Origin of the sequence: Rhizobium sp. WYJ-E13 (assembly GCF_018987265.1) — a bacterium.
Lineage (GTDB): Bacteria > Pseudomonadota > Alphaproteobacteria > Rhizobiales > Rhizobiaceae > Rhizobium.
Genome location: NZ_CP076853.1, coordinates 1680337 through 1702422, shown reverse-complemented (window position 1 = coordinate 1702422; position 22086 = coordinate 1680337). Strand labels below are relative to the sequence as shown.

Here is a 22086-nt window from a genome sequence, read left to right as displayed (position 1 = left end):
GAACATTTTTTCAGGCCGGCGCGAGATGGTCCAGAAGGCTGCGCGCGTGGACCGACAATTCCGCCCGTTCCGCCGTGCAGACCAGCAATTGGCGCGTGGCCCAGTCATCCGAGAGGCGGAGAACGACAATCCCGGATGATCGCCCGGCGCGGCGGGCGGCCGTTTCAGGCACGATGCCGATACCGATATCGGCACCCGCCAGCCGGCAGATGGCCCCGAAATCGCGCAGCCGCACGCGGGTCTTCAGCCTGATGCCGATACGGCCCGCCTGCGCATCGATATGATCCTGCAGGGCGCCGCCGGCGAGACCGATGAAATGCTCATCGACGAGGTCGGTGAAACTGACGCTGCTCTCTCGGGCCAGAGGATGGCCTTTGCTGACAACGGCGACGAGCCGGTCCATGGCGAAAGGTCTCACCGCCAGCCCGGCCATATCCGCCGCAGCAGAGAGGATGCCGATCTCGGCATGACCCGCCGCCACGCTTCTGGCAATCTCGACGCTCTGCCGTTCCTTCAGTTGCAGATCCACCTGCGGGTTGGCGGCCATCCAGGATGCGAGCCGTTCAGGCAGATGTTCCGATATGGCAGCCGTGTTGGCGAGAATGCTGATCGTCGAGCGCAGCCCCCGCGCATATTCGCCGAGTTCGCCACGCATCCGCCTGATCTGGCCGAGAATCACGCGGGCATGGTGGGCGAGCGCTTCCCCGGCCTCCGTTGGCGAGACGCCGCGCCGGCCGCGTTCCAGCAGGATGACTTCGCCGAGCGCCTCCATGTCGCGCAGCCGTTCGCTCGCAGCGGCAAGCGAGAGCCCCGCATCTGCCGCTCCATGGGTGATGCTGCCGGCATCGACGACGGCCAGGAAGAGGCGAAGGTCGGTCAGATCAAAACGCATTTTGCCACAATAAGGCATCTCCTGCCTTCGGGCCAGCCGAAGGCAGGCTGGGGAACTTCCGCATTGTCCATGGCCTCGAAGCTGCTACCGATGCGGCATGTTCGAGCTGTCCATCACCTTCCTGTCAGCAATCACCGCCACCTTCTTTGCCGCCGGCCTCGTCAAGGGTGTCACCGGCATGGGACTTCCGACGGTCGCCATGGGCATATTGGGCGTTTTGACCTCGCCGCTGACGGCGGCAAGCCTGCTGATCGCACCGTCGTCGGTCACCAATCTCTGGCAGTTGTTTGCAGGCCCGAGCTTCGTTCCGCTTCTGCGTCGGTTCTGGCCGATGATGACAGCCGTCGTTGCGGGAACGATGCTTGGGTCGGCATGGCTTGCGAGCGGCGATACCGGCGCTACGACCAAAGGGCTTGGCGCGACGCTGGTATTCTATTCCGCCTATGCGCTCATTGGCCGTCCGCTCCGCGTGCCGGCGGCGATGGAGCCATGGCTTTCGCCCGTCATCGGTGCGGCGACGGGCCTCGTCACGGGCAGCACAGGCGTTTTCGTTGTCCCGGCCGTGCCTTATCTGCAGGCGCTCGGGCTTGCGAAGGATGATCTGGTGCAGGCGCTCGGCCTGTCCTTTACCGTCTCCACGGTTGCGCTTGCAGCCTCGCTCGGCCTGCGCAACGCTTTCGAAGGGGGCAATCTTGCGCTTTCAGTCCTCGCGATCCTGCCGGCACTGGCGGGCATGTGGACCGGGCAGGTGCTGCGCGATCGGATTGCGCCGGCAACCTTCCGCCGCTGGTTTCTCGTCTGCCTTCTGCTGCTCGGCGCGGAGATGTGTCTGTGGCCGCGCTGAGGCCGTCGACTTTACGGTGTCGCACCGGTCACCTTGCACTTGAAGGGATCGCGCAGGATGCCACCGGTGAAGTGCGCAGAGCGTCTGCGTCCTCCCTTTTTGGGTAAAAGGGAGGACGCTTGTGAACAGGCTTCTCTGTTACCGCTGACGATTGTCATGCAGGCCGTTCGGAAACGCTCGTTTTCCACTTGATGAGGTGCTTCTCGGCGATGTCCAGGATGCTGTCGATAATAAGGACAAAAACCGCCAGGATCAGGATGCCTGCGAAGACACCGACCGCATCGAAATTGCCTTCTGCTTGGGCGATGAGGTAGCCAAGACCAGCGGAAGAGCCAAGATATTCGCCGATGATCGCTCCAACGACGGCAAAGCCGACCGATGTGCGCAGGGAGGAGAGGATCCAGCTCGCGGCTGCCGGGAAATAGACGTGGCGGAGCAGATCCGACCGCCTGGCCCCCAGAATGCGGGCGTTCGACAGCACCACCGGGTTCACTTCCCGGACGCCTTGCAAGGCGTTGAAGAATGTCACGAAGAACACCAGCGTCACGGCAAGCGCCACCTTGGACCAGAGGCCGAGGCCGAGCCAGAGGACGAAGATCGGCGCGAGTACGACTCGAGGAATCGCGTTCAAGCCCTTGATGAAGGGGTCCAGAATACGCGCGGTCGAACGGCTGAGACCGAGCCAGACGCCTGCTGCTACACCAAGTGCCGTACCGACCAGATAGCCGAGCACGGTTTCCGTCAGGGTGATGGCGACATGGCTATAGAAGCTGGTGTCCACCACCCAGGATGCGACCTGATTGAAGATGTCGACCGGAGCCGGAAAAAAGAAGACGTCGATGAATCCGACCGCGACACCCAGCTGCCAGCCTCCGACAATTGCTACCAAGAGCACGATTTGGATAAGGCGTTCAGTCATGGCGTTCATAGCTTTTCTCCACTTCGCCGCGCAGCGACGACCAGATGTTGCGATAAAGATCCATGAAGCGCGGATCGAGCTTGATTTCCGCGACATCGCGAGGGCGTTCGAGATCGACGGGGAAGCTGTCGATCACGCGCGAACGCGGTCCCGCAGCAAGCACCACGACCCGATCACCGAGAGCAATTGCCTCCTCGAGGTCGTGCGTGATCATCACGACCGCGCGTCTTTCTTCCTGCCAAAGCCGCAACAGTTCGTTCTGCATCAGATGGCGGGTATGGATATCGAGCGCGGAGAAAGGTTCGTCCATCAGAATGACCTTGGGACCAGTGATCAGCGCCTGGGCCATCTGGACGCGCTTGCGCTGTCCGCCTGAAAGCTGGTGGGGATAGCGATGCTCGAACCCTTTCAGCCCGACTTTCGCCAGCCATCTCATCGACTGCTCGCGACGTTCGGCAGTACCGACACCCTTGAACATAGGCCCGAGCTCCACGTTCTCGATTGCGGTCTTCCACGGAAGCAATGCATCCTGCTGAAAGAGATAACCGATGTCGTTCTGAACCCCGCGTACCGGCTGACCGTCGATCGATACGGTGCCATCAGCAGGTTTCAGCAGGCCGGCGATTGCATTGAGTATTGTGCTCTTGCCGCAGCCGGTTGGACCAACGATGGCGAGGAACTCACCATCGGAGACTTTCAAGTTCACATCCTGCACGGCCACGTAGGCGCCAAAGGCCATGGTGACCGCGTCGATGGAAACCATCGGCTTTGCTTGATGCGGACTGTCCGTCGGGGCTGCGGTTTTTACTACGGCCAATGCCATGACCTCCTCCTGTCAGTTGGCTGCGACGTTCGGGACCTTGCCGACGAACTCGTTCGTGTAGGTTTTCGTAAGGTCGATTTCGGCCGCCGCGACTTTTTCGTTGAAGCTCTTCAGAACGGCGAGGGGAATCTTGATATCCTCCTCGTTGATGCGCCCGTCCTTCGAGAAGATCGCTTTCGCGTTCTCGACCGCCTTGACGTAGGTGTCACGATCGCCGGAAATGAACTCCTTCGGCAGCTTGTCGACGATCTCCTCCGCCGAGTGGCTATTCATCCACTCGAGCGCTTTGACCGTCGCATTCGTGACCTTCTGGATGGTCTCCGGATTTTCCTCGATATAGCTCTGCGTGGCATAGAGAACGGAGGTCGGGTAAATCCCGCCATAGATCGCCTTCGCACCGTCGTCGCTGCGCCCGTCGATCAGGATCTTGCCGACGCCCTTGGCCTCGATGAAGGTCGCTGCCGGGTCGTAGTTGACGAGGAGGTCGACCTTGCCCTGCTCAACGGCCGCGACAGCGGCAGATCCTGAGCCAACGCCGATCAGCGAGACGTCGTCGGCGGACAGGCCGTGGCGCTGCAGATAATAGCGGACGAAGAAATCGGAAGACGAGCCCGGCGAGGTGATGCCGATTTTTGCGCCTTTGATCGTTTCCGGTTTTGCCGGATCGAAAGTGCTGTTCTTGCCGCCAGCCAGCACGAGCCCTGAATTGCGGGCGAGCTGTACGAACGCCACGACAGCCTTCTTCTGCGATTGCATCTGGATCGTATGGTCGTAGAAGCCGACGGCAATATCCGTCGAGCCGGCAACAAGCGCCTGAAGCGTCTTCGACCCGCCCGATGCGAAGTTTTCGACGGTCACCTCCAGGCCTTCCTTTTCATAAAGGCCAAGCCCCTGGGCGACCGGAAAGGGAAGATTGTTGAGGTTGTAAGAGCCGACGCTGATGCGGACCGGATCCGCAAATGCGGAACCGGCAAACACGACGGTTGCCGCGAGGGCGAGCATGAGTTTGCGCATGATATTCTCCTCCTGTTGGTGGCGCCCTCCCGGCGGCCACGGTTATTATGCCGCGTAACCCAGTCGCGCGACAGGTTTTGCGAATACGTGTCCTTCAAACAGCCGGCGGGCGGTGCGAAGGATTCCGGCGACGACCTGGCCGTCCCTCTCATACAGTTTGACGTCCAGGTGACCGCTTGGGTGTTCTATGGAAAGAACGACTGGAGGGGTACGCCTGCCGATCAGAAGCGAAGCGACCGTATCCTGGCTGATACAGGCTGTGGCGATTCCCACGGCGCCGGTGGTTGCCAGCGACGGATGACATTGATGCGGCATGAAATACCGTACGCTGATGTCACCTCCCGACTTTGGCCGGGAAATGAGAACCGGCTTCGGCGTTACCTGATTGCGCACGTCGCCGAGGCCCATCCGTTCGCCAGCAGCGATACGCAACTTTTCCAGCCGCGTCAGCAATTCCTCATCAGCATTGAGTTCAGCCGCCGATTCCGAGCCGGTCGCGCCGATCGCGGCGGCCTCGATCAACATCATCGGCATTGCGCAGTCGATGCAGGTGACAGCAACGCCATCGATCAGGTCGATGGGCCTGCCAGTGGGGAAGAGCTGCCCGGTACGAGCCCCGGCTGCGTCCATGAAGGTCAGTGCGATCGGCGCTGCTCGTCCGGGCACGCCATCGATTGCAGCATCACCCAGATAGGAGACGCTGCCGTTTGGAGTGGGAACCTCGGCCTCGATCAGCTTGCCGGTGTTGACATTATGGATCCGGACGAGCGTCGTTTCTCCGCGAACCGGGACGAGTCCGGCTTCGATGGCAAACGGGCCGACCGCAGCCAGCATGTTGCCGCAATTCGGGGAGGTGTCGACAATCTGTTGGTCGATCCGCACCTGTGCAAAGAGATAATCCACGTCGGCGCCGGCAATGCCGGCAGGCCCGACGATCGCCACCTTGCTCGTGACCGGATTGCCGCCGCCGATGCCGTCGATCTGCAGCGGATGACCCGAGCCCATGATGGACAGCAGGATCTCGTCACGCTGACCGGCAGTCGCGGGAAGATCGCTTGCCAGGAAAAACGGACCCTTCGAGGTGCCGCCTCTCATCAATACGCAAGGGATCGCCAACAGGTCGTTCATCGCTTGTGCTTCCATCAGAATTATGTCATCGCCGTATCAATCGGCACCGTTTGATCCAATTATCGGAACAGGCGTTTATTTGTGAAATGCTAAGAATCGGAGGATTGATGCGTCATGAGCATTAATTGCGAGATCCTTGACCTTCGCGCGTTCCTGAGCGTCGTAGAGCTGGAGAGCTTTCATCGCGCCGCCGAGGCCTTGCATCTGTCACAGCCCGCGTTGAGCCGCCGCATTCAGAAACTGGAGCAGGTTGTCGGAGCGCCGCTCCTGGAGCGGACAACCAGGCATGTCAGCGCCACGGCTCTCGGTACAGAGTTCGTGCCGCTCGTCCGGCGTATGCTGGAGGAGTTCGATGGCTCTCTGTTTGCTGTTCGTGACGTTGGACCCAATCGGGGCGGATTGGTAACGATCGCATGCCTCCCCACCGCGGCATTCTACTTCCTGCCTACAGTCATCAGACAGTTCAACGAGGAGTACCCGAACATCCGCTTCCGCATCCTCGACTTGCCGGCGACCGACGGTCTTCAAGCCGTGGCTCGCGGGGAGGTTGAGTTCGGCATAAATATCATGGGTACGTCGGATCCGGACCTGACCTTCGAGCGGCTCGCGGAAGACCCATTCGTGCTTGCAGCGCGCAAGGATCACCCTCTCGCAGCAAAACCATGGGTCGGGTGGGCGGAACTGGAACCCTATCATCTGATCACGGTTCACCGATCAAGCGGCAACAGAACGCTGCTCGATGCAGCACTGGCAAAATCGAACATCAAGCTTCGCTGGTTCTACGAGGTAACCCATCTGTCCACCTCCCTCGGGTTGGTGGAGGCAGGCCTCGGGATTTCCGTACTGCCGAGAATGGCTACCCCAAGAGAAGACCATCCGTTTCTGATCACCCGCCCGATCCGCAATCCCGAGATATCACGCACGATCGGCGTGGTTCGCCGTCGCGGCGGCACCCTGTCACCGGCAGCGGAGCGTTTTCTCAAGATGTTGATTGGTGTGTGGGGAAACGATTGAAAGACGCTGAGAAATCGGCAGCCGCAAAACCGGAAGTCTCAGTTCCGCCGACTTCTCGCCAACAAGTCCCGCACGGGAACGATTCCTTTCCGTTCAACAAGGGTTTGAGAATGATCAAGACAATGACGATTGCGGCCGCCACACTGCTGTTGACGGCTCACTATGCCGGCGCCTCCAGCGATGCCGCCTGGAATGCGCTGTTTGCCAAGGTGAACGGCACGTGCATCGGCCAATCCGGCATGGATACGCCCGAAGCCACCGCGCCTATCGTCTTCGACGACGCCACGGGCAAGGTCGCCGTTCTGCTGCGCGGCTCGATGGGCAAGGGCAAGAGCCGGGCCAAGAACGTCAACCTGATCTGCCTTTACGACAAGAAGACCGGCAAGGCCTCGATCCAGGAATATCGCTGGCTCGGCCGGTGATCGCCCGTCCTGGCCCTCGACACATCCGCGTGCGCTGCGTCATGCGCGGATGTCCCGCCGGCTTTCCAGAAGTCCTATACCGACCAGCTGGCGCATTTCACTGCGGCAGACTGAGCGTGATTAGCGCTGGAAGGAGACGCTGTGCGGTACCAGCCGGATGGCGATCGCGACCGCCAACCGCATGACGAGGATGCCTGCTGTCATCAGACTCGCCAGAAACTGCCGATAGGTCCTCCGGATTCTGCTTGGGCCGGCGATGATTTCGCGTTCACGCGCCAGGTAAGCTACGCCGCTCTGGCCGAACATGGGTTTCTTCCTTGAGGTCATCGACAGGATTGCAGGAGGGAGTCTGTCGAAAAGCCCATAGGAAATCGATATTGCCCGGGGCAGGGAACATAAGAACTGCATTAACGTCGAGGCGACTTACGGGCGCGGCTGGTGCCTGCACAAGTGGCCTAAAGCGTGTCGCGAGCTCGATGCCAACCCCTGGTCGCGCCGTCACTCAGGCTCGCCGGCTGTTGGCCTGTTTATGTGGTGACACATGGGCATCATTCTCGACCAATTTCAGTCATTGCTTCGCGCAGGCAATAACGCGCGACGGCGAAGAATATGTGACAGGCTGATATCGGAGGCTGCGGCAAGGCCTGGCCCGTTAACGCGGCCGTTTACGCCCGATGTTTACCGTTACGTACTTCCGCGATCATGGAATTTGGCAAAGCATTCGCGTGCTGGTTTCATCTCGTGGAGGAGATCGATGAAAGACGTCGAAAATCAAGAGCAGGATGATACGTTGGCAACCGTCAGCCGCCGTAACCTTCTGCTTGGCGGCACGTCGCTTGCGATCACGGCTCTCGCCGCCTCGTCCGCGGTCGATCAGGCTGCGACGCAGACGCCGCAGACAGCACCCGCCCAGGGAGGTGGTTCCGGCAAACCGCCGAACATTCTCGTCATCTTCGGCGACGATATCGGCATTCCACAGATCAGCGCCTACACCATGGGTCTGATGGGCTATCGCACGCGGAATATCGACCGCATCGCCAGGGAAGGGGCGATCTTTACCGATTCCTGCGGCCAGCAGAGCTGCACAGCCGGCCGTGCCTCTTTCATCCTCGGGCAGGAGCCGTTCCGCACGGGCCTTCTCACCATCGGCATGCCCGGCGACCCGCATGGCATTCAGGACTGGATGCCGACCATTGCCGACGTGCTGAAAACCAGGGGCTATGCGACCGGCCAGTTCGGCAAGAACCATCTCGGCGACCAGGATCAGCATCTGCCGATCAAGCACGGCTTCGACGAGTTCTTCGGCAATCTTTATCACCTCAATGCCGAGGAGGAGCCGGAGGGCTATTTCTATCCGAAGTACCCGGCCTTCCGCCGGCAGTTCGCCCCGCGCGGCGTCATCAAGGCAACGGCTGATGGTAAGATCGAAGATACCGGTGCACTCAATGCCAAGCGTATGGACAAGGCCGTCGCGGGAGTGCGGCCGGAGCTCCCGCGACGGTAAAGACCGAAGCCGCAATGTTCACCAGATGTGTTGACGGCCGATGCTGGGGAGGCCTCTATGAGCTCGTTCTTGAAGGTGCTATTTGTCCTGTTGTTCGTTGCCGCGTCGCTTTGGACGACGCCGGCGGCAGCCGAGAAGGCGGGTTCTCCCGGCCTCATCCAGAAGCACGTCATCGATCTCAATGCGATGAAGGAGCGCCGCATCGTTCGCGTGCTCGTTCCCTACAGCAAGACGATCTATTTCGTCGACAAGGGCCGCCAGTTCGGCACGGCAGTGCAATTCGGGCTGGAGCTCGAAAAGGTCCTCAACAAGGACCGCAAGAAGCAGATCGATCATGTCAACATCGTCTTCGTGCCGACGCCGCGCGACAAGCTGTTGACCTCGCTGAACGAGGGCTATGGCGATATCGTCATGGCGAACCTGACGATCACGGAGGAGCGGCTGCGCCAGGTGGATTTTACCGATCCGCTTTATGAAAATGCCGAGGAAGTCCTGGTCGCATCTCCGGGCAGCCCGCCGGTTTCAAGCCTCGACGATCTGTCCGGTCAGCATGTGGCCGTGCGGGCCACCAGCAGCTATCACGAACACCTCCTGGCGAAGAACAAGGCGCTTTCTGCCGCAGGCAAGTCCGAGATCGTCATCGACCTGATGGACGAGAGCCTCGAGGATGAAGACCTTATGGAGATGGTCAATGCCGAGCTTCTGCCTTTCACCATCGTCGATGTCTACAAAGCGGATATCTGGACGCATGTCTTTGCCGACATGAAGGTGCGCCATGATGTCGTGCTGTCATCGCAAGGCAAGATCGCCTGGGCGATCCGCAAGAACAGTCCGCAATTCATGGTTGAGCTCAACGCATTCGTGGCCACCCATAAGGTCGGCACGACCTTCGGCAATATTCTGCGCAACACCTTCTACAAGCAGGACAAGATCGTCAAACGCGCCTATTCGCCCGCCGACGTCGACCGTTTCCAGAAGCTCGTCGAGATCTTTCGCAAATATGGCGGGACCTATTCCTTCGACTATCTGATGCTGTTGGCGCAGGGCTATCAGGAATCGCAGCTCGACCAGTCCAGGCGCTCGCCGCGCGGGGCAGTCGGCGTCATGCAGATGCTCCCCTCTACAGCAAAGGACAAGGTGGTCGGCATCACCGGGATCGACAAGGATGCCGACCGCAATGTCGAAGCGGGTGCGAAATATCTGCGCCACCTGATCAACACCTATATCGACGATGAAGGGCTGGACGCCAAGGACAGGCAGCTCTTTGCCTTCGCCGCCTATAATGCCGGACCGGGGAACCTGAGGAAATTCCGCGACAAGGCCAAAGCCATGGGGCTCGACCCCAATGTCTGGTTCGGCAATGTCGAGAATGCCGCCTCCGAGATCGTCGGCCGAGAGACGGTCCAGTATGTCAGCAATATCTACAAATATTACGTGGCCTATTCGCTGCTCGTGGCGCGCGTGGGAGAACGCCCGGATGCCGGCGAAGCGCTACAGAAATAGAATTTCGGCAACGTCACCTGACGGCGACAGGAGCCCGGGCCGTATTCACTGCGATGTGGCTGGCGGCGCTGCCATGCCCGAAAAGCCCTGGCGCGTCCATTCGTAGACGATGGCATTGGTGCGGAAATTGCCGACCCTTGGCGAGGCGAGATCCAGGATGTTAACTATAATCGCCGTCCATACGATCGTCAGCAGCAGAATGAGAACGCGCACCGGCCGGCCTCGGAGCCCGAACTGATAGCCGACCGAGGCCATGCTGAGCAACATGACGCCGGCTAACAGCCAGAAAATCTGCGGCGGCAGACGTATGCCCATGGCGAAACGCTCCGCCGAGCCGGTATCGAAGACTTCGTTGACGGACGCCATCAGCGCGGCCGTGACAGGATCCGGACGCTCACGCACGATGGCGCTGACGCCGGCCCAAATCGATTGCTGCAGGCGGGAGGTTTCCTGGTTGGCGCTGGCGATGGCATCGGAATCGAAGCCAGCTTTGACGAAGGCCTCCCGGGCATTCAGATAATCTTCGAGCAGCCGCGCCACCTTGACAGCATCAGGCGTGCCGATCGCGACCGCCCGCAGCCAGGCGGTGCCGATGGCGTTGGCTTCACTCAACGTGCCCTCGCGCCGCTCGTTGAAACGGGCGGTCGAATAGGAAAGCGTGAGCGCAAGCACGAAGGCGAGCAGGCCCAGCATGCCGGCAACGACGACGCCGACATTTTCTGCCTGGCCCGCAACATTCGGCTTACGCGCGGAACCGAAGCGATAGCCGATTTCGTGTGCAACGAGCTGCACGACCAGCAGAAGTACCGCGACGGCCAGCACGCTCCATCCGGCAAGATCACGAAGGAAATCCATCGATGCCTCCGGCTTCGTCGCTCACGGCTTTTTCGTGAAGACACCGAGATTGTAAAGCTGGACGCGCCTATTATTAGCGGCCTCCGATTTCGAGCCCTCGATCGGGAAATATTCGCCGACCCCGACCGCATAAAGGCGACTCGGATCGATCGCGAAGGTGGTCGAAAGGATCTCCTTGATCGCTTCGGCCCGCTGCTGGCTGAGGTCGAGATTGTGCTGGTCGGTGCCGGTCGAACTCGTATGGCCGACGACGAGGAACTTGTAGGCCCAGAGGTTCGGGTGATGCAGCGCATCGGCGATCATGCCGAGCGTGCGGTAGGATTCCGGCTCGATGGCGACGGAATCGTTCGCGAAGTCGATCTCGACCACCATCTGCGGCAGGCGCGCCACCTTGCTCCAGTTCGGCAGGCCGGACATCTGTTTTCCGGACCCGTTCAGTGCCTCCTGTCTCAGCAGTTCGACGTCGACGATAGGCGCTGCCCCCTGAAGCTTTCCAAGACCGTTGATGATCCGCTCCTGGGAGACTTGCTGCGCAAACGCAAGAGCGGGCAAGAGGAGGGCGGCAGCAAAGCCGGCGAGGGCGATTTTTCTGGACATCATGACCTTACCTCCAGCCTGCATCTGATATCGCCTGATTGCACCGGGCACTGATCGTTTTCTGCTTTTTGGCCAGGCATGCGAGAATGTAGCCGTCGCCGACAACGCCATTGCAGCGCCGCGCCATGTCGGTGGCGCAGACCTTACTGTAGGCCGTCTGTGCCTGCTCCCGCTTCTGGATCGATGCCGCGACACTCGCAAGCGTGGATGTGCAGGTTGGCGAGACCTTGCCCGCATTCTGTGCGAGGCAATCGGCGATCCTGTTATTGCCGAGGTTCAGCCCCTTGCAGAGCCTCTTGATATCGGCGCCGCAATCCTTCGCGAGCACGGTGATCGCATCGGCATAGCTGATCGTGTCTGCCTTCGCCGCACCCGTCCAGGCGATGATGGCGATCGCCGCCGCGCCAGTCAGTCTCCATACTCCACGCATGCACAAGCCCTCCTGTTGCGGCGCCGGAACGGCGCCCCCTCGGGACTATTGAATGCAGATCGGGAGAGTTCGGATAAGTACGTTACCGTAAACTCGCTGTAAATCGGCAGGTGAGGGGAGTTACGTGCTGGCCCGCCGATAGAGCGCCAAGGACCCGGCAAGCGTCAGAAGCGCGCTGCCGCAGATCCGGTCGAGCCAGAGCGCGCCCGATTTCCGGAGCAGCCGGACGGCCTGCGAGCCGAGAGCCGCGTAGCCGAACATGACCATGAAATCGATGGCGGCGAAGACGAGGGCGAGCATGGCATATTGCTCGACCTGCGGACCCGAGGGATCAATGAATTGCGGCAGGAAGGCCGAGAAGAACAGATAGCCCTTCGGGTTGGTGACGGCGACGAGAAAGCTCTTCAGGAAGATCGTCACTGCCGAAGCGGCTGCGTTTCCGCTTTCAGAGCGCAGCGAGACGTCAAGCGTTCCCTTCGAACGCAGCAGCATGACACCCAGGAAGACGAGGTAGCAGACGCCGACCCATTTGACGACGGTGAACCAGAATTCCGAGGCCGCGAGCAGGGCGCCAAGACCCAATGCGACTGCGCCGATCAGCACGAAGTCGGACATGACAGCACCGATCATGCCCGATATCGCCCGGCGCACTCCGAATTTCGAGCCGTTCGTCAGGGCGAGAAGCACGGTCGGGCCGGGCGTGGCGATGCCGATGAATGCCACGAGCGCAAATGCAAGAACCGTCATTTCAGTCATGTCGTCCTCCTCCGTGTCGGGAATCGAGTTATGGCATTCGCCTGACATTTGCGGAAGGGCCTTCAATCAAAGCCAATATCCTGCTCCGGATCGAAGCAAAGAGTTCTGTATCCCGGCCATTTACGGCGCCGTTTACTGTAACGTACTTCCGGATATACGCCCTTTATGTTTCGGTCGGGTCGCTCAGCAGGTCCGAGTACCTTGGCCATCTTGGTCTCGCCAAAGATGCGCCGGCGTAAATCGAGGTCCTGCCGGGTTCTTCATTTCGTTCGGGGGGAAACGCACATGACAATCCAGTTTGGGATCAAACGCCTGTTGCGAACGCCTATGTCGTTCGTCTTCCTGTCAATTGCTTCGATGGCCATTCCGGCCGCACCTGAGGCCAGGGCCGCCTCCCTGACGGAGGAGGAGGCGCGTCAGATCGGCATCGAGGCCTATGTCTATTTTTATCCGCTGATAACGATGGACATCACCCGCAAGCAATTGACCAACATGGAACCGAAGGAGGGGGCAATCGGCGGTCCGCCCAACCGGTTCATCAATATCCGCGCGTTTCCGACGGCGGACATGAAGGCCGTGGTCCGGCCGAATTTCGACACGCTCTATTCGAGCGGCTGGCTCGATCTGACGACGGAGCCGGTGGTGGTTACCGCGCCGGATACCGGAGGCCGCTATTACCTACTGCCGATGCTGGACATGTGGACGGATGTGTTCGCCGCGCCGGGCTGGCGAACGACCGGAACATCGGCCGGAAATTTCCTGATCGCACCGCCCGGCTGGAGGCCCGAGCTTCGCGACAGGTTCGACGAATTCAAGCTGCCTGATGGGACCGAACGGATCGACGCTCCGACGCCCTATGTCTGGATCATCGGGCGCACCAAGACCGATGGCCCCGATGACTACGATGCCGTTCACAAGATCCAGGACGGCTACAAGATCACGCCGCTGTCGCAGTGGGGCAAAGACGCCAAGCCGGCCGAGGTCAAGATAGACCCTTCCGTCGACATGAAGACGCCGCCTAAGATGCAGGCCGATACGGCTTCGGCGGAAGACTATTTCGCTTACGCTGCCGAACTCCTGAAACTTCATCCGCCGCACAGCACCGATCAACCGATCATTGCCCGCATGAAGCAGATCGGTATCGAGCCCGGCAAGAGCTTTGACCTGTCCAAGGCCGATCCCATCGTTCAGAAAGCGTTGAAGACGGCACCGCAGGATGCGCAGGCGCTCATGGGCTGGAAGCTGAAGACATTGGCACGCGTGGTCAATGGCTGGTCGATGAACACCGACACGATGGGCGTCTATGGCAATTACTACCTGAAACGGGCGATCGTGGCGCAACAGGGACTTGGCGCCAATCTGCCTGAAGACGCCATCTATCCGCTGAACCTTGCGGATGAAACCGGCAACCCGCTGGACGGACGAAGCAATTACACCATCCATTTCGAAAAGGAGGCGATTCCGCCGGTCAACGCTTTCTGGTCGGTCACCCTCTATGACAGCGACGGCTTCCAGGTCGCCAACCCGCTTAACCGTTTCGCGGTCAGCAGCTGGATGCCGTTCCAGTATAACGCCGACGGCTCGCTCGACCTTTATTTCCAGACCGAAAGCCCCGGGAAGGATAGGGAATGGAACTGGCTGCCGGCGCCGAACGGCCCGTATAATCTGACGATGAGGCTCTATGCGCCGAAGGGCAGCGCGCTGATCGGCAAGTGGAACCCGCCGCCGGTGACGCGTGCGGCTACAGCGGCTCCGCTCGCTGCTCAGTAACAAGGCCAATTGCATCCGAGGCTTTGCGGGCGCGCGATGACCCAAGCGCGTCCCGTCAAGCCTTTCTTTTCCATCGATAATTCGTCCCGCATCGAAGCATTCGCCGCGATCGGCTGCCCCCACGAACGCGGATCCGTCAGGCTGACTGATCCGTGCCGCCACAAGATCTGCAACGGCTTATTCGACCGACATCGAAATCACCTGTTGTCATTGTGCTGTCATTGATGATGAGGATACGGGGGCGGAGCAACGGGGAATATTGGCGTGGATGCAAAGGAAATAACTGAGGAGAAGACGGCGGCTCCATCGGCAGGTACGCCTGCGGAGGTCTTCGGCGCCTTCCTGAAGCTTGGCCTCACGTCATTCGGCGGACCGATCGCGCATCTCGGCTATTTCCGTGACGAACTCGTGACGCGGCGCAAATGGATCGACGAGAAGGGCTATGCCGATCTCGTTGCCCTCTGTCAGTTTCTTCCCGGTCCCGCATCGAGCCAGGTCGGCTTTGCGATGGGCCTCTTGCGCGGCGGACCGCTTGGGGCGCTTGCGGCGTGGAGCGCATTCACGCTTCCGTCTGCCCTGATCCTCCTCATCTTCGCGACCGCCGCCACCGCGCTCGACAATCCTGCCGGGCAAGGCCTGCTGCACGGATTGAAGCTCGTCGCCGTGGCGGTCGTGGCGCAGGCCGTCTGGGGCATGGCACGATCGCTGACGCCTGACCGGCCGCGCGCCGGCATCGCGCTGGCCGCGATTTTCATGGTGACAGCAGGAGGGACATTGGGCCAGCTCGCAGCCATCGTGCTGGGTGCCGTTTCAGGGCTCGTCCTTTGCCGCGGGGCAGCAGTCGAGCAACGGACAGGTTTTTCGTTCGGAATATCGAGATCTGCAGGCCTCACCTGTCTGCTGGCGTTCCTGCTCCTGCTGTTCGGATTGCCGCTCATCGCTTCCGTCATGGATTCGCAGGGGCTGCGCCTTTTCGATGCCTTCTATCGCTCGGGTGCGCTGGTGTTCGGCGGCGGGCATGTCGTCCTGCCGCTGCTCGAAACGGAGGTCGTGCGGTCGGGCTGGGTTTCGGAAAACGCGTTTCTCGCCGGTTACGGCGTTGCGCAGGCGGTACCTGGTCCGCTTTTCACGTTTTCGGCCTATCTCGGGGCGGTGATGGGGCCGGCTCCAAACGGTATCGCTGGCGCGGCCATCGCTCTCGTCGCCATCTTTCTGCCCGGCCTTCTGCTGCTGCTCGGCACCCTGCCTTTCTGGGACAGGCTCAGCACCTATCCGCTGGCGCAGGCGGCCATGCGTGGCGCAAATGCAGCCGTGGTCGGCGTGCTGGGTGCAGCCCTCTACAATCCGGTATGGACAAGCGCGGTCCTCACATCGGCCGATTTTGCCCTTGCGCTCTCCGGCTTCCTCCTGCTGGCCGTCTGGAAGGCGCCGCCATGGATCGTCGTGCTGCTGATGGCAGCAAGTGGGATCCTGCTGCAGCTTTCCGCCTGAGCCGTATCGGCCGGTCAATCCTTCGCGAGCAAAGCGGCCCCTATCGCCGCCCCTGCCATCAGGCCAAGCCTTGCATCCCCCGAATCGTTGCCGCCATCGGAAAGCGCAATCCAGCCAGTCTACGCGACTGCCATGATGACGTGGGCCTGAATTTTGGCAGCAACCTCACTGTCGCCATGCCGGTCGGCAATCGCGGATGCGGCACAGTCGGTCGCAACGTCCAGTTTTCCCGGAGCTCTGGCTTCGATTTCGCTGCGAAGGACGGTCCCGTGGCAATAGGCGAGCGCAGGAATCCGGGGTGAGGAGGCGCGGCTCTGCTCGGCTCTCGTTTCGATCATCACATTAGAGAAACCCGCCTCTTCCAGCTCGGCGCGGATCAGCGCCTTGTCATGATAGCCATGCGGCGTGCGGGCAAGGAAGCGCGGCGGATCGTCCGGAAACATTGTTGCGAGGGCATTTGTCACATCGTCGGCAAAAACATTCTCCTCGATACGGTCCCATACGTTGAACAGGAAATGTCCGCCGGGCTTCAGGACACGTTTTGCTTCGCGGTAGCCCGATATGCGGTTCGGGAAGAACATCGCGCCAAACTGACAGCAGACGAGATCGAAGGCGGCATTTTCAAACGGCAGCGCCAGAGCATCCGCCTGGCGCCATTCCAGGCGATCATCGAGGCCCTGTTGCGAAGCGGCGTAGTCAAGCATCGGCTGGTTGAGATCGGTGACGACATAGCGTGCGCCCGACGACAGTTTCGGCGCCAATGCGCGGGTCACAACCCCGGAGCCAGCTGCGCTTTCCAGAACGGCGCCGGGCGACAGGGATGCCGCCCTCTGCGCAAGGTCCGCGGCGAAGGGCTCGAAAATCAGCGGCACCATGTAACGGTCGTAGTTTTCCGGAATCGAGCCGACGAACAGCTTGTCCTTGTCCAGCATTGTCATCACCTTCCGCCGCCCAAGGGGGCTTCAAACACATCAGTTTCACTGCCGCTCACAGCCGCAGGCTCTCGTCGAGCCAGATCCGGAAACCGCCGCGGAAGGCGTTGTCATTGTTGCCGCGCCGGCACTTCGGCGGTAATTCCTTGAGCCGTTCGACATTGCCGCCGCCGATGACGATGTAATCGGGCAGCAGGGCAGCATTCAGGCGATCGGCGACGTCGAAGACCGACTTTCTCCATTTGCCTTTACCGCGGCCTTCCAGGCCGCGTTCGCCGACATAATCTTCGAATGTCGCCTTCTTGTAGGGCATGTGCGCCAGTTCGAGCGGCATGCAGACGTTTTCGGCGATCATGGCCGAGCCGAGACCGGTGCCGAGGCCGAGGAAGAGCATGCGGCCCGCCTCGTAGCTGCCGATCGCCTGCATCAGCGCGTCGTTGACCATGCGCACGGGCTTGCCGAGGGCTGTCTCGAAATCGAAACCCTTCCATCCCGGCCCGAGGTTGAACGGATCGGCTGCCGGGCGATGAGCGGCGACAGGGCCGGGATAGCCCATGGCGACGAGGTCATATTGCCAGTCGGCGGTGAGATCGCTGAGCGCGTCCACCATCCTGGCCGCCGTCATCTTCGACCCTGAAACGACCGAGCGTCGCTCACTGCCGCTGCTGAGTTCCGCTTTCACGTGCGAGCCGCCGATATCGACGGCGAGCACGATGCGGCCGGCAGATGCTGCCGCCTTCGGCTTGCTGCGCTCGCTTGTCTGTTTTGCTTCAGATGCTTCCGTCATGTCAGCCATGCCTGACGCTCCTCCCGGGCAATGCCCGCTTCAGCTCCCCGCGCGATCCTATCCGGCACAAGATCGGCAGCAACTGTCAAGGGCGGTATATTGCGGATCACTGAATTTCGTCTCAGGATGTGGCGCTCTATGAGGAACACAGCCTGAGCGGAGGAACTGCACTTGGCCTTTCCAACATTGCCACCCGGTTCCGTCGTGCCGCCGGGTGCGCCGGGCATCGAACCCCGCTGGACCTCGAGCGACAAGAGCGCGGTCGGTACATCAGTCAATTCGGCGAGCTGCGTCTGGTTCACGGCCAGCCATGGCATCCTCAACGAGATCTACGCGCCACGGCTCGATATGGCCTGCGTGCGCGATTTCGGCTTCATCGTCACGGCGAAGAACTATTTCTCCGAGGAGAAGCGCGATGCCGATCACAGTGTGCAGGCGATCGAGGACGGCGTTCCTGCCTTCCGCATCGTCAATACCGCGCGCGATGGACGCTATCGCATCACCAAGACCATCTTTTCGGACCCGGAGCGCGAGGTGGTGCTGCAGGACATCCGCTTCGAGGCATTGACGGGCAATCTCTCCGACTACCGGCTGTACGCGCTGATCGCCCCGCATCTCGTCAATGGCGGCGGCGACAACACCGGCTGGTATGCCGATTTCAAACGCAGGCCGATGCTGTTTGCCGAAGGTTCCGGGCGGGCGCTTGCGGTTGCTGCGTCGGTGCCCTGGCTTGCCCGCTCAGTGGGCTATGTCGGCTTTTCCGACGGCTGGCAGACATTGTCACGCGGCGAGGGGCTGAAGCAGGAATATTGCCGCGCCACCTCGGGCAATGTCGCGCTGTCGGGCACGCTCGACATCCAGGCAGGCGAGGGGCGAGCTGAACAGGGAAGGGCGCTGATTGCCATTGGCTTCGGCACCCAGCCTGAGGAGGCAGCCCTGCGCACCCTTCTCAGCCTGGAGCACGGCGCCGAGCCGGCGCTGAAGCACTATTGCAGCGGCTGGCGGGAGTGGCAGGCCGGGCTGCTTGGGTTGGACGAGCCGCATGATCCTGATAAGTTGAACCGCTACCGCGTCAGTACCGGCGTGCTCGCCACCCATCGCGACGATGCCTCGGGCGCCATCATCGCCAGCCTATCCATCCCCTGGGGTTTCAGCAAGAGCGATGACGACCTTGGCGGCTATCACCTGGTCTGGACGCGCGACCTGGTGGAGACGGCGGGCGGCCTGCTTGCCGCGGGCGCTACCGCTGACGCGCGCTCCGTGCTCGACTATCTCGCTGTCATCCAGGAGGCGGACGGCCATTGGGTGCAGAATGCCTGGCTCGATGGAAGGCCCTACTGGTACGGCATCCAGATGGACGAGACGGCATTTCCCATCCTGCTCTACGACATGCTGCTGCGATCGGGCGCGGTCGGTGCCTCGGAGGCCGGCCGCTATCTGCCCATGATCGAGGCGGCAGCGGGCTACATCGTCAGAAACGGTCCCGCCACCGAGGAGGATCGATGGGAGGAGGATGCCGGCTATTCGCCGTTCACGCTCGCCGTCGAGATCGCCGGGCTGCTTGCGGCGGCCGACGCGGTGGAAGCGGCCGGGCGGCTGGATGCGGCGCGCTATCTGCGCGAGGTGGCCGATGGCTGGAACGAGCGTATCGAGGAATGGACCTACGCAAGCGATACGGAACTGTCGCGCAGCCTCGGCATCGAGGGCTATTACGTGCGCATCGCCTCGGCCGCGGACGGTAGCCTGTCACTGAGGCGTGACTTCATTCCGATCCGCAATCGTGACAATGGCGGAGAAGTGCTGGAAGCGGACCTGCTGATCAGCCCGGATGCGCTGGCGCTGGTGCGCTTTGGCCTGAGGGCCGCCGACGATCCGCGCATCACCGGCACGGTCGCGGCGATCGATGCGGAGCTACGGCGCGATCTTCCAGCCGGTCCCTACTGGTATCGCTACAATGACGACGGCTACGGCGAGCGCATTGGCGGCGCGCCCTTTGCCGGCAGCGGTGTCGGCAGGCTCTGGCCGCTGCTGACAGGCGAGCGCGCTCATTACGAACTCGCTGCCGGGCGAGCGGACGAAGCACGGCGCATGCTCGCCGCGCTCGAAGCCTCGGCGAGCCAAGGCGGGCTCTTGCCCGAGCAGATCTGGGACAGCGAGGACGTGCCGGAACGCGAGCTTTTCCTCGGCCGGCCCTCGGGCAGCGCCATGCCGCTGGTCTGGGCGCACGCGGAACATATCAAGCTGCTGCGGTCGCTGCGCGATGGCGTGATCTTCGACAGGCCGCCACAGACTTTTGCCCGCTATGTCGCGGCAAAACCGGCGCCGGCACCATTCTCCTGGCGGCTGACCGCCCGGCGCGACCAGATGCCGGCCGGCCGTGAGCTGCGCATCGAACTGCCATCACCCGCGCGGGTGCGCTGGTCCACCGACGGCTGGACGAGCGCCACCGACAGCCCGTGCCGCGACACCGGCTTCGGCATGCATGTCTTCGACCTGCCGACGCGGACGCTCGGCCCCGGAATGATCGACTTCACGATCTTCTGGACGGATGTACAGCGCTGGGAGGGCACGGATTTCCGGATCGAGGTGGTTTGAGAGAAGCAGCGGCGCACTCTTGCGCGACATGCCTTCACTCAAAAAGAAAGCGGCCGTTTCCGGCCACCAGATGCATGTATTTCGTTTTCTCTCTATTACCGCCCCGTGATCAGGACTTGTAGATCAGCCAGCTCTTGGTGAATTCCTTCTGCATGCCGTCCTCATAGACGACGGTGCAGTTGCGGCCGGCGTTCTTGGCGCTGTAAAGGGCGATATCGCTCTTGGAATAGAGCTCACCGGCATCGCCGGCGTGCGAGGCCATGCAGATGCCGATCGAGACAGTGACCGGGCCGTAATTGACGCGCGTGCGGGAATTCTTGAAAGGGGTGGATTCCAGCGTGCGGCGGATGCGCCCGGCAATTGCCGTTACTTCCTCGAGCGTATTGCCGTCGATGATGAGCGCGAATTCCTCGCCGCCGGTGCGGGCGACGAAGACGTCGCGGCGGACATTGGCGCGAATGACGGAGGCAACCGTCGCCAGAACCTTGTCGCCGACCGGGTGGCCGTAGGTGTCGTTGATCTTCTTGAAATTGTCGATGTCGGCAAGCAGCAGCGCCGTGACCGGGCGCAACGCCGGATTGTTGAAGACGGCGGCCAGCCGGTCGTCGAAGGCGCGGCGGTTGGACAGGCGCGTCAGCGAGTCCGTATTGGCGATGCGCTTGTATTCGTCGAGTTCCTTGCGGACCTCATCCATCTCCTGCGAGCGCTGGACCATGTCTTCAACGGTCTTTTCCCCGTGGGTGATCGTATCGCCGGTTGCCTGGGTGAGCAGGTCGATGGCGTTTTCGATAAGGTCGGCGCTGCTCGTGCTCTTGGAATTGATGCGCTTGCAAGTCTCGTTGAGCAGCCTGTTGTAGCTTTCGAGCGAGGTCTGCTCCTGGCGAAGCACCCTCAGCAGGCCTTCCAGTTCGCTGGCGATGCGGCTATGCGCATCATCGAAGATCTTGGCAGGTGCCGTGTGGGCGCAATGCTGGGCGCCGAGCGCATCGATCTCGGCCTGCGTCGCCTGGCTGCCGAGGGCGGCAAGGTCGCGGGTGAGCGCCGGGTTGGAGCCAATATAGGCCTCATAGAAGAGTTCGTAGTTGCGGGGAATTGGTGCAACGCCCATGGAACGCATGGCATAGGTGATCTGACCCGCCACATCGGGAACTTGCACCTTGGGCGCAACGGCCGTATTCATTCCGGCAACTCCTCATCCAATTCCTAAGCAATCTTCTACTTGTTAGCTTAGATTTCTTGGGAAAAGATTAAAGCCACATATACCAAAGATTACATACGATAAGTTTGATGGGCATCAATACTATGATCAGCCCTATGATTTTTCTCAGGATTTTGTAAGTTCAACTGCGAAAGAGACACCTCCTATGCGCGAGGTGCCCCAAAAAAGTTCAGTCGTTTTCTCTTTTTAGGGATTGTTTTTGTTTTGTTGACGGTCGGTGTCTGTTCTCTAATCTACTGGCGGGCAGGGCGAAACGACAGATTCTATCTCAAGAAACCTGATTTGCGGGGACCGGATCGCGGTCCATCGTTGAAGGCATGAGATCATGCAATCGTCTCGTCATACTTCGCCCACCATTCTCGCACTCGCCATTCTCGCCGGCGGTGCTTTCCTCCTGCAGCAGAGCGGCTTCTTCAACGGCATCTTCAGCACCGATATTCTCGCCAGCGTGAAGGCGGGGGATATTCTCAACGCATCCGATATCGCCGCCATGGAGAAACCGGCAGCGGCCAATATCGATACGTCTGAGACAGCTTCGGTGCGGTAGAGCGTTCGCTTTTGAGGGCTTGCCGTGTGGCCCCTCAATCAGCC

The 22086-nt window shown here is 61.1% G+C and carries 21 protein-coding genes and 1 pseudogene; 9 read left to right on the top strand and 13 right to left on the bottom strand.

Translation table 11 applies throughout. The features are described from left to right. Positions 1-10: 10 nt before the first annotated feature. Positions 11-892 (bottom strand): LysR family transcriptional regulator, encoded by an 882-nt coding sequence (locus KQ933_RS08520; protein WP_216758365.1) that lies wholly within the window; start codon positions 890-892, stop codon positions 11-13. Positions 893-989: 97 nt separating this feature from the next. Here KQ933_RS08520 and KQ933_RS08515 point away from each other — a divergent pair, with 97 nt between their 5' ends. Beyond that, complete coding sequence (locus tag KQ933_RS08515; RefSeq protein ID WP_216758364.1) at positions 990-1736, top strand: sulfite exporter TauE/SafE family protein; 747 nt, start codon at positions 990-992, stop codon at positions 1734-1736. 154 nt (positions 1737-1890) lie between these two features. Here the strand turns inward: KQ933_RS08515 and KQ933_RS08510 are convergent, their stop codons facing one another. The 4 genes from KQ933_RS08510 to KQ933_RS08495 are packed head-to-tail and all read right to left on the bottom strand — an operon-like array spanning position 1891 to position 5620. Next, positions 1891-2664, bottom strand: a complete 774-nt coding sequence (locus KQ933_RS08510; RefSeq protein WP_216758363.1) for an ABC transporter permease — start codon at positions 2662-2664, stop codon at positions 1891-1893. Further along, entirely contained in the window at positions 2648-3478 is an 831-nt protein-coding gene (locus tag KQ933_RS08505; protein ID WP_216758362.1) for an ABC transporter ATP-binding protein, read from the bottom strand. The genes KQ933_RS08510 and KQ933_RS08505 overlap by 17 nt, the downstream gene beginning before the upstream one ends. Positions 3479-3490: 12 nt before the next feature. Next, positions 3491-4492, bottom strand: coding sequence for an ABC transporter substrate-binding protein (locus KQ933_RS08500; protein WP_216758361.1), 1002 nt, complete (start codon positions 4490-4492; stop codon positions 3491-3493). Positions 4493-4537: 45 nt separating this feature from the next. Beyond that, positions 4538-5620 carry a 4-oxalomesaconate tautomerase gene (locus KQ933_RS08495; RefSeq protein WP_216758360.1) on the bottom strand — a complete coding sequence of 361 codons (1083 nt, stop codon included), beginning with the start codon at positions 5618-5620 and terminating at the stop codon, positions 4538-4540. A gap of 114 nt (positions 5621-5734) precedes the next feature. Between KQ933_RS08495 and KQ933_RS08490 the strand changes: the two genes are divergently transcribed. Together KQ933_RS08490 and KQ933_RS08485 are read left to right on the top strand one after the other, a co-directional pair. Then, positions 5735-6634, top strand: a complete 900-nt coding sequence (locus KQ933_RS08490) for a LysR family transcriptional regulator (protein WP_183804536.1) — start codon at positions 5735-5737, stop codon at positions 6632-6634. Between the two features lie 110 nt (positions 6635-6744). Further along, a complete protein-coding gene (locus tag KQ933_RS08485; RefSeq protein ID WP_216758359.1) occupies positions 6745-7056 on the top strand; it encodes a hypothetical protein in 312 nt (103 codons plus the stop codon). A gap of 120 nt (positions 7057-7176) precedes the next feature. Here the strand turns inward: KQ933_RS08485 and KQ933_RS08480 are convergent, their stop codons facing one another. Then, positions 7177-7362: a hypothetical protein gene (locus KQ933_RS08480; protein ID WP_216758358.1), complete on the bottom strand. Its 186-nt coding sequence runs from the start codon at positions 7360-7362 to the stop codon at positions 7177-7179. Positions 7363-7810: 448 nt separating this feature from the next. Here KQ933_RS08480 and KQ933_RS08475 point away from each other — a divergent pair. Further along, a pseudogene (locus KQ933_RS08475) lies at positions 7811-8515 on the top strand (sulfatase-like hydrolase/transferase); the annotation flags it as partial. Between the two features lie 102 nt (positions 8516-8617). Further along, a complete protein-coding gene (locus KQ933_RS08470) occupies positions 8618-10063 on the top strand; it encodes a transporter substrate-binding domain-containing protein (protein ID WP_253958289.1) in 1446 nt (481 codons plus the stop codon). 45 nt (positions 10064-10108) lie between these two features. On the opposite strand, the gene KQ933_RS08465 is transcribed toward KQ933_RS08470, so the two are convergent. From KQ933_RS08465 to KQ933_RS08450, 4 genes are all read right to left on the bottom strand, one after another. Continuing rightward, positions 10109-10918 carry a hypothetical protein gene (locus tag KQ933_RS08465; RefSeq protein ID WP_216758357.1) on the bottom strand — a complete coding sequence of 270 codons (810 nt, stop codon included), beginning with the start codon at positions 10916-10918 and terminating at the stop codon, positions 10109-10111. A 21-nt stretch (positions 10919-10939) separates the two neighbouring features. Continuing rightward, positions 10940-11518, bottom strand: a complete 579-nt coding sequence (locus KQ933_RS08460; RefSeq protein ID WP_216758356.1) for an OmpA family protein — start codon at positions 11516-11518, stop codon at positions 10940-10942. 4 nt (positions 11519-11522) lie between these two features. Further along, a complete protein-coding gene (locus KQ933_RS08455) occupies positions 11523-11945 on the bottom strand; it encodes a hypothetical protein (RefSeq protein ID WP_216758355.1) in 423 nt (140 codons plus the stop codon). Between the two features lie 120 nt (positions 11946-12065). Further along, positions 12066-12701 carry a LysE family translocator gene (locus KQ933_RS08450; RefSeq protein WP_216758354.1) on the bottom strand — a complete coding sequence of 212 codons (636 nt, stop codon included), beginning with the start codon at positions 12699-12701 and terminating at the stop codon, positions 12066-12068. Between the two features lie 285 nt (positions 12702-12986). Here KQ933_RS08450 and KQ933_RS08445 point away from each other — a divergent pair, with 285 nt between their 5' ends. After that, positions 12987-14471 (top strand): DUF1254 domain-containing protein, encoded by a 1485-nt coding sequence (locus KQ933_RS08445; RefSeq protein WP_216758353.1) that lies wholly within the window; start codon positions 12987-12989, stop codon positions 14469-14471. A gap of 264 nt (positions 14472-14735) precedes the next feature. After that, a complete protein-coding gene (gene chrA, locus KQ933_RS08440; RefSeq protein WP_216758352.1) occupies positions 14736-15962 on the top strand; it encodes a chromate efflux transporter in 1227 nt (408 codons plus the stop codon). Between the two features lie 119 nt (positions 15963-16081). On the opposite strand, the gene KQ933_RS08435 is transcribed toward chrA, so the two are convergent. Beyond that, positions 16082-16894: a class I SAM-dependent methyltransferase gene (locus tag KQ933_RS08435; protein ID WP_216758351.1), complete on the bottom strand. Its 813-nt coding sequence runs from the start codon at positions 16892-16894 to the stop codon at positions 16082-16084. A 55-nt stretch (positions 16895-16949) separates the two neighbouring features. After that, the gene (locus KQ933_RS08430) at positions 16950-17690 is read right to left on the bottom strand and encodes an ROK family protein (RefSeq protein WP_216758350.1); all 741 of its coding nucleotides are present in this window, start codon (positions 17688-17690) and stop codon (positions 16950-16952) included. A 162-nt stretch (positions 17691-17852) separates the two neighbouring features. On the opposite strand from KQ933_RS08430, the gene KQ933_RS08425 reads away from it, so the two are divergent. Next, positions 17853-20276, top strand: a complete 2424-nt coding sequence (locus KQ933_RS08425; protein ID WP_216758349.1) for a glucan 1,4-alpha-glucosidase — start codon at positions 17853-17855, stop codon at positions 20274-20276. A gap of 109 nt (positions 20277-20385) precedes the next feature. On the opposite strand, the gene KQ933_RS08420 is transcribed toward KQ933_RS08425, so the two are convergent. Continuing rightward, positions 20386-21456, bottom strand: a complete 1071-nt coding sequence (locus tag KQ933_RS08420; RefSeq protein WP_216758348.1) for a GGDEF domain-containing protein — start codon at positions 21454-21456, stop codon at positions 20386-20388. 364 nt (positions 21457-21820) lie between these two features. On the opposite strand from KQ933_RS08420, the gene KQ933_RS08415 reads away from it, so the two are divergent. Continuing rightward, entirely contained in the window at positions 21821-22042 is a 222-nt protein-coding gene (locus KQ933_RS08415) for a hypothetical protein (protein ID WP_183734861.1), read from the top strand. The last annotated feature ends 44 nt before the right edge of the window (positions 22043-22086 follow it).